The sequence below is a fragment of the Bradyrhizobium tropiciagri genome (genome assembly GCF_001189845.1).
GTDB lineage: Bacteria > Pseudomonadota > Alphaproteobacteria > Rhizobiales > Xanthobacteraceae > Bradyrhizobium > Bradyrhizobium tropiciagri.
Window position 1 is genome coordinate 71,611 of sequence record NZ_LFLZ01000008.1, and the last position, 12,614, is coordinate 84,224.

Below are 12,614 nucleotides of genomic sequence, written 5' to 3' on the forward strand. Positions count from 1 at the left end.
AGCAAGAACGATCAAACCGCGCCGCGCACAGCCTCTATGTTGCCGCGCGCCGGTGGTTGCCGGCATGCCATCATCAAAGAGGCTGTCCATGACCGGGCCCTGGCTACGCATCGCGCTCTTCCTCATCGGCTCGGCTGTCGCCTCGGTGGGGGCGCATGCCGAGACCATGGTGCTCCGCGGCGGCACGCTCTACGCGTCCGCCGATGCGGCTGCGCTGCCGGATGCGGTGATCGTGATCTCGGACGGTGTCATCAGCGCGGTCGGCAAGTCCGGCGACGTCAAGGTGCCCGCCGACGCGCGCGTCATCGATTGCAGCGGCCAGACCGTGGTTGCCGGGTTCTGGAACAGCCATGTGCATTTCACCGAGCACGTCTGGCACCTCGCCGGCGAGACGCCGGCCGCGCCGCTGACGCAGCACGTGCAGGAGATGCTGACGCGCTGGGGGTTTACCACCGTCTGGGACCTCGGCTCCGATCCGCGAAACATATTGCCGCTGCGCAAGCGCATCGCCGCCGGAGAAGTCGCTGGTCCCAACATCTTCCTCGCCGGCAGCATCTTTCCGAAGGACGGCCATCCGGCCTATCTGCCTGCTGACATGCAGCTGCCCGAGGCATCGACGCCGGACGAGGCCACGCAACTGGCGCGCAGCTACATGGACCTCAACCTCGATGGCGTGAAGCTCTTCACCGGTGTCTTCAAGGGAAACAAGCCGGTCGTGAACATGGACCCGGCGATCGCCAAGGCTGCGGTCGACGTGGCGCATGCGCAAGGAAAGCCAGCGTTTGCCCATCCGCAGAACAAGACCGGCGTCGAGACGGTGATCACGGCCGGCGTCGATATCATGGCGCACACCGACCCGAGCGAAGGCGGCTATACGCCGGAGCAGCTGGCGCGGTTCAAGGCGCAGGGCATTGCACTGATCCCGACGCTGTCGCTGTTCACGACCGTTGTCCTGGATCCTGCCGTGACAAACCGGCTGCTGGCCGCGACCGTAAACCAGCTCAAGCAATTTTCGGAGAATGGCGGGCCGGTGCTGTTCGGCACCGATGTCGGCTTCACCAAGCTGTATGACACCACGCAGGAGTATCAGCTGATGCACCGCGCATTGTCGGAACGCCAGGTGCTGGCGTCGCTGACGACCAATCCGGCGCAGTTCTTCAAGGCCGCGAAGAAAGGCAAGGTGGAGCAGGGCTTCGACGCCGATCTCGTGGTGCTCGACGGCGATCCGATCAGCGACGTCGCCAATCTCGCGAAAGTGAGCAACACCATCCGCGCAGGTCACGTGATCTATCAGAAGCCGTGAACGCCGGCCGGGGAACTCGCATATCAAGGGTGGCGTTGACGCATCTGGCAATCACTTGAACCAATGCCGCGCCGTCACGAGATATAGGCCATGAAGCGATCCTTGATTGTTGCCTGCACCTTGCTTTGGGTCATCGGCGCGCCGAGCGCCTTTGCGCAAAGGCAAATCCTCGGGCCCGGTGGTTCGATCTACAATCCAACCCTGCCGCCGCCGCCACCGCCACCTCCACCGCCCAAAATCGAGGTGCCGCCGATCCCCAAGATGGACGCGATCACGCAGCCGAACCTGCGTGCTCCCGCGCGCAGCTCGTTCGGCGACCGTGTCAGCCGGTGCCTCGACGATGCCGCGGCCAGCGGCCTGAACCAGAGCGACCGCGCCGCCTATTCGCGATCCTGCGCCAACACGCGTGACTGACACGTCAAATCCCGACCGCGCTATTGGGCGGGAAGGCGCAACGTCGTGACGTCGGAGCCGACGATCGTCGTCCCCGTGAAGCCGCCTGCCTCGGCGGCGGTGCGGTAGTCCGCTTCGGTCAGCGCACCACCAGGCACCTTGTAGGGACCGTGATGCGTCGCCCCGACCTGCGGCGCCAGATGGGTCAGCATCAGGTATTTGGCGCCGGTGCGTCTCGCCATCGCGCCAAGGTCGGGCGTCAGGCTCTGGCGATAATAAACCGGAGGCGGCATGCCGCTGTCGCGCTCCGGACCCATGACCGGATGCATGGTCGAATGCACGATCACCTCGGCGCCCTGCGCCAGCTTCTCGACTTGCGCCGATGTCGAGGTCGGGCGAGGCGGCGCCGAGCTGTCGTTGCTGGCATCGCCGCCGATCACGACGCTGCCGGCAGGTGTGTCGACGCGGAACGAGGCATGGCCGGCGACGTGGGTCGAGCGGATCGCGCTCACCTTGACGTCGCCCTTCGTCCAAACCAGCTGCGGCTCGTCGCTCGGCTCGAACGTGATGAGGTGCGCGAGCTCGGTAGGTCCGCCCGCCAATCGTCTCTTATCCTCCGAAACCCGCTGCGCGATTTCGCCGGACTGAACGAAGGCGTCACCGATATGTGTCACGAACTTGCCGCAGCTCATGGTGAAGCCGAGCGGTGAGGGCGCATCGCTGCTGCAGACGACATCGACCTTGGCTCCGCTGGAACTCCAGTTCCAGCGCGCGAGCAGGAGGTCAACGAAGCCCTCGGTGTGGTCCGAATGCATATGGGTGAAGAACACGGCATCGATCTCTGCGGGATCGATGTTCAGTTGTGACAGCCGCAAGACGGTGCCGCGGCCGGCATCGAACTGCAGCTTCGTTGTGTTGCAGCCGGCACTGTCGTCGCCATAGCGCACGAGGGTGCCGGCACCGGCGACGCCATTGATGAGGGCCGGCCCGCTCATCGTGCCGGTCAAGGTAACGAGCATGCAAGGCGCCGATTGAGCGGGAAGCGGGACGTGCAACCACGCCGCGGTCAGCAGGGCTATCGGAAGAGAGAGGCGTCGCATGCTGTCGGCTCCCGTGTTCATTCCGCTGGTCGCGGAGACTGCCGGACTTCGGGGCGGTCCACAAGCGCAGGGAGATCGGCGGCCAGGCTCGCGCAGCTTATGATCATCCAGCCTGGCACAAACGAAATCCGCCGGCCTTTCGGGCCGGCGGATTGTGTTTCATCAAAAGCGGTCGTCAGTTATTCCAGTTGCCGCCCTGGTCGTTGCCGTCACCGTGGTGATGGCCGCCGCCGTCGAAGTCGAAGAAGTCGAACAGATCGCTGAGCGCCGGGCTGTTGACCGGAACGTAGGGATTGCCAGGCGCCGCAACCGGGTTCGGGAAGTTATCGCGGCTGCGATGGGTGATCGGCTCGAGGCGCCAGTTCCGCTCGATGAATTTGATGATCGAGACGTGATCGGCATATTCATGCGAGATGTGGCCCTGCCGCGCGAACGGCGACACCACGATCAGCGGAATGCGCGTGCCGTCGCCGAAATAGTCGAGCGGCTGCACGTAGCCGGAGTCGAAGTAGCCGCCACCTTCGTCGAACGTGATGAAGATCGCGGTATCCTTGGCGTAGTCCGAGGCCTGGACCTGGTCGACGATCTTCTTTGCGAAGCCTTCGAACAGGTTGAGCTTGGACGACGACGGGTGACCGTCGGTGAAGCCGCTCGGCTTGACGATCGAGACCGCCGGCAGCGAGTGCTTGGAGAGGTCAGAGTACAGATCAACCGAGTCCTTGATATGGGCTGCGACCTGTTCCGGATGCGACATGATCGAGGTGTCGTACTGGAACGGATTGCAGATGTTGCAGTACTCGTCGGCGGTCGGACCGGCTACGCCCCAGTTGAGCTGGTAGGGATCGTTGACGTAGTTGTTCCACTGGTCGCCGTAATACTTCCACGAGATATTCCGCTCGTTCAGGCTGTCGCCGATGCTCTTGCGGGTCGACGGCGGGATCGTGAACGGCGTGTTGGACGGGTTGGTGTCGGTGTAGGCATTCTTGCCGTTGCCGAAATAACCCGGATTGTAGTTGTTCAACAGATAATAGTGCCCCGGTTCGCAATTCGCGTTGATCCGGATGTGCTTCAGATAGTCCAGGATCGGCTTGACGCCGGGCTGGGTCGGATCCGAGCAGTCGCTGTAGGAGCCGCCGCCGGACACCGGGCTCGTCTGGAAGGGCGGCGGGAAGCCGCCATTGCCGCCGGCGCCGTAGCCGTCCTCGGTGTACCAGTTGTTGGTGCCAGCAGCCGGGTTCGGATTCTCGATCTCATGCACGATGCCGGCGTCGGGCGTGCCGCCGAACACCTGCGTGCCGTTCGGCGGTACCGCGGCGTTGCCGTAGGTGTCGCTGAAGTAGAGCATGTCGGCATGGCCGAACATGATGTGGTTGGCACCGGTGCGCCGTTGACCGACTGGTGGAAGTTGTCGCTCATCGCATATTTCTGCGCGAGTGAGGTGAAGTAAGGCACATCGCCCTTCTGCACGTTGTAGAAGCCGAGCGCGGTCGAACCTTCGCCCGTGGTCGTCGCCGTCGGCGAATAGTCGGTGGAGAAGTTCGAGGGCTGCGCCGCGCCGTTGGCACCGGCGCCGACCGTCACTTCAACCCAGGCGAACAGATTGGCGCCGCAGCCCGACGGATTGTCGCGGCTGGCCGCCGAGTGGTTGCAGTTCAGCTGCTGCCACATCTGGTAGAAGCGATGCACCGGGCTTGCCGAATAGGAGTCGTAGGGCATCGCGTCGCTATTGGTCAGCTGGAACGGACCGGCCGGCAGCGTGCTGACATTGGTGATGCGCTGATCGGGGGTCTGCGAGGTCTGGCCGGTGCCACCGGAGAGCAGGAACTGGTAGTACTCGGACGGCAGGCCGGATTCCGACTGCTGCGCCAGCACCAGCGAGGCCTCGCAGGTGGTGATCGGCGAGCTGCCGCACTTGTTCGGGATGTAGGAGACCTTGGGACCGCCGACCAGCGGAGCCGGCAATTGATCCTTCGGGAAGTTCTGCTTCGGCGGGCTCAGCAGGAATGCATCGTTCGGGCCGTTATCCATCGCCGCGTGCTGATGCGCCTTTTCGAAGTTCGGCCCGGGGATCGCATTCTTGCTGGCGTCGAGCTTGACGATGCCCTGCGAGAGCAGGTTGAACACGCTCTCGCCGTGTCGCTCGGGCACGTAGGTCGCGAACACGTGGTCGAAGCTGCGGTTCTCGCCGATGATGACGATCACGTGCTTGATCGGCGAACGGGTCTCGTGTCCACCGTGGTGATCCCAGTCCTGCGCAAGGACGGGGCCGGCGGTGAACTGGCCCAGCGCCAGTGCGCTGAGGGTGAGGCGGCAACTCTGCAGCCAACGTGACTTCCGCTTGTCGCGCATTAAAGCTCTCCTTTTTGCTGGTTGAGCGGCTTGGTAGAACTTGCAGTGTCTCGCGGCACGACCTTGATCCGCCCCATCATGCCGCCGTCCTCATGCTCGAGGACGTGGCAGTGGTAGACGAAGGTGCCGACGATGTTGGGATCGCGGAAATCCATGCGCAGGCGCACGCTCGGATATTTCAGCATCCGGGTGTTGTAGTAGGGCACGTTGACGGTATCGCGCAGGAACGGCTCGTTGACCGCGACGCCGGACCAGTCGAGCAGCTGGAAGTGAAGCTGATGGATGTGGAAATCATGCAGCTCCATCGAGCGGTTCTCGATGATCCAGTCCTCGACGTCGCCCTGCCGCACGGTGATGTCGGGAACGTCCGAATGCGGATCGAATGGCTTCGGCGTCTCACCGTCGAGGGTCATGAAGAACTTGGTCGGGCTGTTCGGGTCGTTCGGATTCTCCGGCTGCTCGGAGAAGAACAGTTTTCTGACGCGCACCGGGGCGACATTGCCGACCCACGGCCGCTCAGGTCGCGCCAGCGGCTCGGCGTGAGCGGGCAGGGCGGCCTGCGGCTCGCCAGCGTTGGCCGAGGCCGTGACGGCGAGCAGCGCGCGGTTGGGATCGTTCTCGCCGGCCGGCCCGGTGTCGACCGCGCGCGTCACCAGCAAGGCTGACGCGCCGGCGGGCGGTCCCTCGACGATGAACTCGGCGCGCGAGCCCGGAGGCAGGCCGATATGGTTGACCCATTGCACCGACGGCGACGGGCTGCCCTGGAATTGCAGTGGCACGCCATCGAGCCCTACGATGCCGATCTGCTGCGGCGCGCGGCCGACCAGCAGCGCGAGGTTGAGATAGGTGATCGCGGATGCGTTCAGCACCCGCCAGAGCTGCCGCTCGCCGGGCTTCATCGTCAGCCTCGCCGGCGGATAGTTCGGATAGGGCACCGGCACGAAGTTGACGGAGAGATCCTTCGACGGCTTGCCGAAACCGGTGCCGGAATTGGCGACGTCGCCGTCATTGTCGAGCTGGCTCTTGGTCATGACCGGCTCGAATTTCGACGGCGGCGCGTCGGGATTGACGAGATCCTGGTCGCGGATCACGAGCACGCGCTCGGGCAGGCCGGCGAGCTGTGGATCGGCGCGCTCGATGCCCTCGATGATGATGGCGCCGGAGGCGCCGCCGAGCACCTGTGTCTTGCTGAAGCCGTGCAGATGCGGATGATACCAATAGAGGCCGGGCGCCGCGTCGTCGGCAATGCGCAGACGATACTCGAACGGCGCGTCGTCGGGCTGGATCGAGGTTTTCAGCACATCATCCTGGTGGCAGACCGGCGGCACGGTCAGCCCGTGGAAGTGCAGATTGGTCGAGATCGGCGTCATCGCGCCGCTCTCGCAAATGTCGGCCTTTGGTCTCGTCGTGCAGATCGGCGCGCCGGCGAGCGGACGGTCGATCGCGGGCGTTGCCGTATCGAGATCGACGAGGTCGTTCTTGAAATGGATCACCAGTTGATCGCCCGGCTTCAGCCGCAGGGTCGGCGACGGCTTGCCGTCCGGTGTCAGGTAGCAGTAGCGGCTCGTTCCATCCGGCAGCTTTTCATCATGGATGGTGAGGTCGGTTTCGAGCACACCGTCGCGGCTGCGCAATTCGGCGGGTTCCTCGATCGCGCTTCCGGGGGCGGGCCGCGCACAAACGTCCTGCTGCGTTCGCGGCGCATCCTGCAAGCTTGCGGCGGCGAGCCAGGTCGTCATGCCGCTCGCAGCCAGCCCGAGGCAAGCTGCGGCGATGACACAACAAACGGTCGAAAGTCGTCGTGCCACGCCGCCCCGCTTATGCGCCGCCACGCGCGCGCAAACGCGCGACCGACGCCACGCGTGACGTCAGTTCACGTCTTGCGACCGCAATGGTCGGCAAATGCTTCTGTTTGGTATCGGGACGCTAGCCGCGCGTTGTTGCCGAAATCTGGCAGGTTTCTAACACGCAGATGACAGGAATTTGCGGCACTTCGACGCAGCGGCGTGCGCGATGTTCAAACCTGCTGAGCGATCAATCGGATGAGCCATTCACCGACTGAATTGCGGAGATACGGAGACGCGCAGGCAATCGGCAGAAATTTTTTCGGTATCGCCGATCCTGTCATCTGCCGACGTGCCGATAAGTGAGTTTAGCGCCTGAACTGCGTCAGGAACATCCGCAATGAATCGTGCGGGCTCTCGACATCCGCGATCACCCAGCCGTCGGGGCCGTTGACGACGATGAAGTTGAGTGTGACCGCGCGGCCCTCATTGTCGAAGGTCACAGTCACATCGGTCTTGTCGAACTGGCGGCGCGGCGTTGCGATCGAGATCGGGCCGATCCGCCAGCTCGGGCTCTGGACCAAGAAATCGTACGGCGCATCGTGCAGGGCGGTCCAGGCGCCGCGCAGGCCGGGATCGAAGAACTGCCGGGCGGTTTCCTCGTCGCGCGGCAGGCCATTGGAAAACGCGGCGCTGCCTTTGCCATAATGGGCATAGACGTTGCGGATCAGCGATTCCGGCGTGCGGAACCCGGCGTCGGCGGCGCCGGCTCCGAAAACCGCCGCAACGAGGGAGACACCCGCGAGGAATTTGCCGCGTCCCATCAGCTTTATTTGCCTCTGCCGCTGACATATCTTGCAGGGAAATCCCTGGAAACGAAAGCCGGCCGGCGCGATGCGCGAACTCTTCGACGATATCCCTGAACAAGCTCCGCTCGATCCGCAGGAGGCGGTGCGGCGCCACATCCGCACGCCCAAGCGCAAGCGCTTCTACACCAGCGCCGCCGTCGCTGACGCCGACGGCGGATTTGCGATCATGCTCGACGGCAAGCAGATCCGCTCGCCGTCAGGCAACCCGATCGTGGTGCCGACCCGCGCCATTGCGGATGCCGTCGCGGCCGAATGGAATGCGCAGGGCGACACCATCGATCCCGTGACCATGCCGCTGACGCGCCTCGCCAACAGCGTGGTCGAGGGGGTGATCGATCGCGTCGACGAGGTCGCTGACGATGCGGCCAAATTCCTCGGCAGCGACCTGCTGTTCTACCGCGCCGGTCATCCCGAGACGCTGGTGGCGCGCGAGGCCGAGCATTGGGACCCGATCCTGTTCTGGGCCGCCGATGCGCTCGGCGCCCATTTCGTGATGGCCGAAGGGGTCATGCATGTCGGCCAGCCCGAGCCCGCGATCAGGGCGGCGCGCGCCGCGTTCCCGACCGATCCCTGGCCGGTCGCGGCGCTCCATGTGGTGACGACCTTGACCGGCTCGGCGCTGCTGGCGCTGGCCTTGGCGCATGGTGTCCGTGACGAGGACCAGGTCTGGGCCGCCGCCCATGTCGACGAGGACTGGAATATCGAGAAATGGGGCGTCGACGAGGAGGTCGCGGCGCGCCGCGCGGCCCGCCAGGTCGATTTCAAGGCCGCCGCCGGCGTCCTCAGGGAGTTCAGGCCGCCTGCCGGTTAACGAGACCTTTACGGCGCCGGGCTAGCCTGCGGCACATCCCTTGTGCCTGGCCGAGACCTCCGACATGGCTATCGCCGTCAATCCCGTGCAGCCGGTGCTCGCCTCGAAGGAGGCGGACAGCGTTGCACCGGACCTCACGCTGGAGGCGGGCAGCGTCATCAATGCGCAGGTCCTGAAGGTGCTTTCCGCCGATCTGGTGCGGATCGCGATCGCCAGCCTGTCGATCGATGTCCAGACCGAGGTGCCGCTGCAACAGGGCCAGAACCTGCAGCTTGCGGTGTCGCAGAGCAATGACGGCATCCGTCTGCAACTGGTTGGATCGGGCGCGGACACCGGCGATGCGGTGCAGCTATCGCCGGGCGCGGCCAACGCCACGGCCGCGCCGCAACCCGTCGCCACGGCGCCGAAGGCCGCGCTGACGCCGCTCGAGCGCGTCACCATCACCGCCACTGCACAGCACGCGGCGGCCGTGCAGGGCAGTCAAGCGCCGCTGTTTGCCAATCTCACGGCGGTCGCGTCAGCCAATCTGCCGCCAAAGCTGCAGGCCGCGATCGCCCAGGTGCTGGCGCAGCAGACCGGCCTTGACGAGAATTTGAGCGGCGATGCCGTCAAGGCCGGCTTCCAGAAGTCCGGCCTGCTGCTGGAGGCGACGCTCGCATCTAGCGTCGCGCCGGCGAGCGGCAGTGCGCCCGATCTGAAGGCCGCGCTGATCGTGCTGCGCCAGGCGCTGACCTCGCTCGGCGCGGGTGACGCCGCGAGGCCTGCGCCCACGCCGCTGCAGCAACCGGCGTTGCCCGGCGTCGGAGCGGCGCCGAGCCTCGTGCCGTCAGGTACGCCCGGCCTCGACGTCCAGGAGATCCTGCTGCCGCAGGCCCGCCTGCCGGTGGCCGAGGATCTCACCCGCGGCGTCACTGGGCTCGCCGGCGCGCTCGCGGATGCGCTCGATGCCGGCCCGTCTTCCGGTGGCGCGCTCAATCTGATCCAGGAAGCGCTGCATGAGCTCGGCAACCCGGCACGGCAGGACACCGCGGCCAGGGAGATGCTGCCCGGCGATGTGCCCGCGCGCGGCAGCACGCCGCCACCGCCGTTTCACGGCGCGCTGCCGTCGGTCCAGGCCGTCGCGGAGCCGTCGATCGCGCCAGGCGCGCCGCTCGCAACCACAGCGCATCGCCTGCTGGAAAACACCGATGCGGCACTGGCGCGGCAGACGCTGCTGCAGGTCGCCTCGCTGCCGGGCCACGGCGATGCTGCGCGTCCGCAGCTCGATGCGATGGTGCCACGCTGGAATTTCGAGATTCCATTCCTGACCCAGCAGGGCACGGCGATGGCGCAGTTCGAGATTTCCCGCGACGGCGGCGGCAATGAAGTCGAGGCCGCCAAGCGGGTGTGGCGGGCGCGCTTTACGCTCGACGTCGAACCGGCCGGGCCGGTGCACGCGCTGGTCTCGCTGAACGGCGAGCGCACTTCGGTGCGGATGTGGGCCGAGCGGCCGTCGACCGCCGCGCAGCTGCGCGCCGGCGCCTCCGAGCTGAGCCAGGCGCTGACCAGGGCCGAGCTGACGCCCGGCGATATCGAGATCCGCGACGGCAGTCCGCCGCAACCTGCGCCCGCGCGCGCCGGCCATTTCCTGGACCGCGCATCATGAGCGAGGCGCAGAACCAGCTCGCGGTCGCGCTGCACTACGACCACGCCGGCGCGCCGCGCGTGGTGGCCAAAGGCAAGGGCGCGATCGGCGCCAAGATCATCGAGGTCGCGAAGGCCAACGACATCCCGATCGAGGAGAATGAGGTCTTGGCCGGCGCGCTCTCCAACGTCGAGCTCGGCGACGAGATCCCGGCCGAGCTCTACAAGGCCGTCGCCGAGGTGCTGGTGTTCGTGCTGCGGATGTCGGGCCGGGCGCGGTAGCGCGCGGCGCGCGTCAGTCGAGACCCCAGGTGTGTGGCTCCAACAGTTCGACAGGTGGCTTGATCTCATCGATCGAGACCGGACGCCGCGTCAGGCGGGTCGCAATCCATGTCCTTGCAGAACCCCACGACAACAGGGTTTCCTTGAGAACGAGGCCGTCCTCGCTCAGGCAGTGTATCGTGCCGCCGTCGGCGACTCCCGGATCCATGCGATACCAGCGACACGTCTCACCGAGAATCGTATCGGTTCGACCCAAATCCGTTGGCGTTGTACGCGTCTCCATTGGCGGAGCGAATTTCAACTGCGTGACAGCAAGGTGATCGGGAACCCCAAATTCGTCACTTGTGTAGTAAAGCCGCGCCCAACTCGCATCGCGAGCGATTTCGATCCTGCGAGACCGACCGCCTATCTGCTCTTTGAATTGCCATGGGCCACTCCGGCGGACCGTCTGGATCGGGGGGCTGGTCGGTTTGGCATTTCCCGCTGGCTCCATGATGATCTCATGGTCCGGCTTTGTTGAGCTCATGGGCGTATCGCGCTGCCACCAGTCGAGTGCCAGCAGTGGGCGTGGCGGATGGACCTCGTTGTCGGCGACCGGCCGGCGTTCGATGTTCGTCGCCTCGACTGATCTTTGGACTTCACCCCCGTAAATCGATCTGTGCCAGAGCTCGATGCCATCATCAGTCACGCAGCTGGATTCGGAGGATTTCAGGCGACCATAGTCCGGCTTGCTTCGCAGGGTTTCCCACACCGTACAGCTTTCACCGAGATGGGTCTGTCGCTCACCTGTGTTGTGCGCCTCGTAGTCGATACCGTCCCATCGCAAGCGGCGGCGCCTGATATCAATTCCCCCGGCATAGTACTCAATAGCGACCCCGTTGCCTGCGTAATACACGCCATTTGGCGAGTCCCTACCTGGGGTTGCGCGGGTCCAATGATCGTGGTGTATCACGATCTGGCTGCCTTCCTTAGGATCATAGGATTTCGTAACTGTAGTGGTTACTTCATAGTCCGGTGGAGATATTCCGGGCGGCACGAACGGCGCCTCGGCGGCGGCCTGGCCGGCAGTCACGCAAAACATGATCAGTAGCAGCCCACGCAAGACGCGCTCCTGTTCGAGCATTCCAAGCGCCTCAACCTTGGCGCGAATTGTGCCGGCAAGTTGGCGGCGGAACGCCTGATCTGGCGTTTTTGCTGTCATTGTTTTACCACGATGCCATCCACCATCGTCGTCAACCCGAAACAGTTCAGGTCCCCTCGTGATCCATCGCCGCCATGCGCTCGGTCTGTTTGCCACCGCCGCTATCCTGCCGTCGCGCAGTTTTGCGAATGTGTCCTACCAGCGCAGCGAGTTTCGCGAGGATTTGCAGAAGCGGTTCTTCGATCTTGGCACCGAGGGCACCTTCGTGGGCTACAAGATCGACGACTATCTGATCATCGCGAGCGACAAGGTGCGCTCGGGCGAGGGCAGGCTGCCGGCTTCGACCTTCAAGATCCCGAACGCGCTGATCGCGCTCGACACCGGCGTGGTGCAGGATCCCGACAAGGACGTCTTCAAGTGGGACGGCATCACGCGTAGCATCGAGGCCTGGAACAAGGACCACACGCTGCGCTCGGCGATCGCGGTGTCAGCCTTCCCGGTGTTCCAGGAGATCGCCCGCCGGATCGGCGAGGAGCGGATGAAGACATATCTCGACACGATCGACTACGGCAACCGCGACATCGGCGGCGGCATCGACCAGTTCTGGGTCTCCGGCAATTTGCGGATCGATCCGGTGCAGCAGATCGATTTCCTCGACCGGCTGCGCCGCGGCGTGCTGCCGGTCGGCAAGCGCAGCCAAGAGCTGGTGCGCGACATCCTCCCCGTGACGAAGGTCGGCGACGCCGTCATCCGCGCCAAGACCGGCCTCACCGACAAGGAACACGGCTCGCTCGGCTGGCTGGTCGGCTGGTCCGAGAAGGGCAGCGACATCACCGTGTTCGCGATGAACATGGACTGCAAGACTCAGGCGCAGATCGACGCGCGGATGAGCGTCACGCAGCAATGCCTGACCGATATCGTCGCACTGTGACGGGCTGACCTGCGCGCGCCGCGGCTGG

The 12,614-nt window shown here is 65.0% G+C and carries 12 protein-coding genes; 6 read left to right on the forward strand and 6 right to left on the reverse strand.

The window, feature by feature from the left end; all coding sequences use genetic code 11:
* The first annotated feature begins 88 nt into the window (after positions 1-88).
* Positions 89-1,303, forward strand: coding sequence for an amidohydrolase family protein (locus tag AKN84_RS09250; protein ID WP_050420421.1), 1,215 nt, complete (start codon positions 89-91; stop codon positions 1,301-1,303).
* Between the two features lie 90 nt (positions 1,304-1,393).
* Entirely contained in the window at positions 1,394-1,717 is a 324-nt protein-coding gene (locus AKN84_RS09255; RefSeq protein ID WP_050420422.1) for a hypothetical protein, read from the forward strand.
* 20 nt (positions 1,718-1,737) lie between these two features.
* On the opposite strand, the gene AKN84_RS09260 is transcribed toward AKN84_RS09255, so the two are convergent.
* From AKN84_RS09260 to AKN84_RS09275, 5 genes are all read right to left on the reverse strand, one after another.
* A complete protein-coding gene (locus tag AKN84_RS09260; RefSeq protein ID WP_050420423.1) occupies positions 1,738-2,715 on the reverse strand; it encodes an MBL fold metallo-hydrolase in 978 nt (325 codons plus the stop codon).
* A 256-nt stretch (positions 2,716-2,971) separates the two neighbouring features.
* Positions 2,972-3,940, reverse strand: a complete 969-nt coding sequence (locus AKN84_RS48475) for an alkaline phosphatase family protein (protein ID WP_202814669.1) — start codon at positions 3,938-3,940, stop codon at positions 2,972-2,974.
* The gene (locus tag AKN84_RS48480; protein WP_202814670.1) at positions 3,865-4,998 is read right to left on the reverse strand and encodes an alkaline phosphatase family protein; all 1,134 of its coding nucleotides are present in this window, start codon (positions 4,996-4,998) and stop codon (positions 3,865-3,867) included. Before AKN84_RS48480 ends, AKN84_RS48475 begins: the two co-directional genes overlap by 76 nt.
* Positions 4,999-5,144: 146 nt before the next feature.
* A complete protein-coding gene (locus AKN84_RS09270) occupies positions 5,145-6,884 on the reverse strand; it encodes a multicopper oxidase family protein (protein ID WP_050420424.1) in 1,740 nt (579 codons plus the stop codon).
* Between the two features lie 413 nt (positions 6,885-7,297).
* Positions 7,298-7,753, reverse strand: a complete 456-nt coding sequence (locus AKN84_RS09275) for a hypothetical protein (RefSeq protein WP_050420425.1) — start codon at positions 7,751-7,753, stop codon at positions 7,298-7,300.
* 70 nt (positions 7,754-7,823) lie between these two features.
* Here AKN84_RS09275 and AKN84_RS09280 point away from each other — a divergent pair, with 70 nt between their 5' ends.
* The 3 genes from AKN84_RS09280 (at position 7,824) to AKN84_RS09290 (ending at position 10,514) form a co-directional block, all read left to right on the forward strand.
* The gene (locus AKN84_RS09280) at positions 7,824-8,609 is read left to right on the forward strand and encodes an ATP12 family chaperone protein (protein ID WP_050420426.1); all 786 of its coding nucleotides are present in this window, start codon (positions 7,824-7,826) and stop codon (positions 8,607-8,609) included.
* Positions 8,610-8,673: 64 nt separating this feature from the next.
* A complete protein-coding gene (fliK, locus tag AKN84_RS09285) occupies positions 8,674-10,254 on the forward strand; it encodes a flagellar hook-length control protein FliK (protein ID WP_050420509.1) in 1,581 nt (526 codons plus the stop codon).
* Positions 10,251-10,514 (forward strand): EscU/YscU/HrcU family type III secretion system export apparatus switch protein, encoded by a 264-nt coding sequence (locus AKN84_RS09290; RefSeq protein WP_050420427.1) that lies wholly within the window; start codon positions 10,251-10,253, stop codon positions 10,512-10,514. Before fliK ends, AKN84_RS09290 begins: the two co-directional genes overlap by 4 nt.
* A gap of 13 nt (positions 10,515-10,527) precedes the next feature.
* Here AKN84_RS09290 and AKN84_RS09295 read toward each other — a convergent pair whose 3' ends face one another.
* A complete protein-coding gene (locus AKN84_RS09295; protein ID WP_050420428.1) occupies positions 10,528-11,715 on the reverse strand; it encodes a hypothetical protein in 1,188 nt (395 codons plus the stop codon).
* 58 nt (positions 11,716-11,773) lie between these two features.
* Between AKN84_RS09295 and blaOXA the strand changes: the two genes are divergently transcribed.
* Positions 11,774-12,586 carry a class D beta-lactamase gene (blaOXA, locus tag AKN84_RS09300; protein ID WP_050420429.1) on the forward strand — a complete coding sequence of 271 codons (813 nt, stop codon included), beginning with the start codon at positions 11,774-11,776 and terminating at the stop codon, positions 12,584-12,586.
* The last annotated feature ends 28 nt before the right edge of the window (positions 12,587-12,614 follow it).

Coding starts and splice junctions, on each gene's coding strand:
- AKN84_RS09250 (WP_050420421.1), top strand. CDS start 89: ATGACCGGGCCCTGGCTACGCATCGCGCTCTTCCTCATCGGCTCGGCT.
- AKN84_RS09255 (WP_050420422.1), top strand. CDS start 1,394: ATGAAGCGATCCTTGATTGTTGCCTGCACCTTGCTTTGGGTCATCGGC.
- AKN84_RS09260 (WP_050420423.1), bottom strand. CDS start 2,715: ATGCTCGTTACCTTGACCGGCACGATGAGCGGGCCGGCCCTCATCAAT.
- AKN84_RS09270 (WP_050420424.1), bottom strand. CDS start 6,884: ATGACGACCTGGCTCGCCGCCGCAAGCTTGCAGGATGCGCCGCGAACG.
- AKN84_RS09275 (WP_050420425.1), bottom strand. CDS start 7,753: ATGGGACGCGGCAAATTCCTCGCGGGTGTCTCCCTCGTTGCGGCGGTT.
- AKN84_RS09280 (WP_050420426.1), top strand. CDS start 7,824: ATGCGCGAACTCTTCGACGATATCCCTGAACAAGCTCCGCTCGATCCG.
- fliK (WP_050420509.1), top strand. CDS start 8,674: ATGGCTATCGCCGTCAATCCCGTGCAGCCGGTGCTCGCCTCGAAGGAG.
- AKN84_RS09290 (WP_050420427.1), top strand. CDS start 10,251: ATGAGCGAGGCGCAGAACCAGCTCGCGGTCGCGCTGCACTACGACCAC.
- AKN84_RS09295 (WP_050420428.1), bottom strand. CDS start 11,715: ATGACAGCAAAAACGCCAGATCAGGCGTTCCGCCGCCAACTTGCCGGC.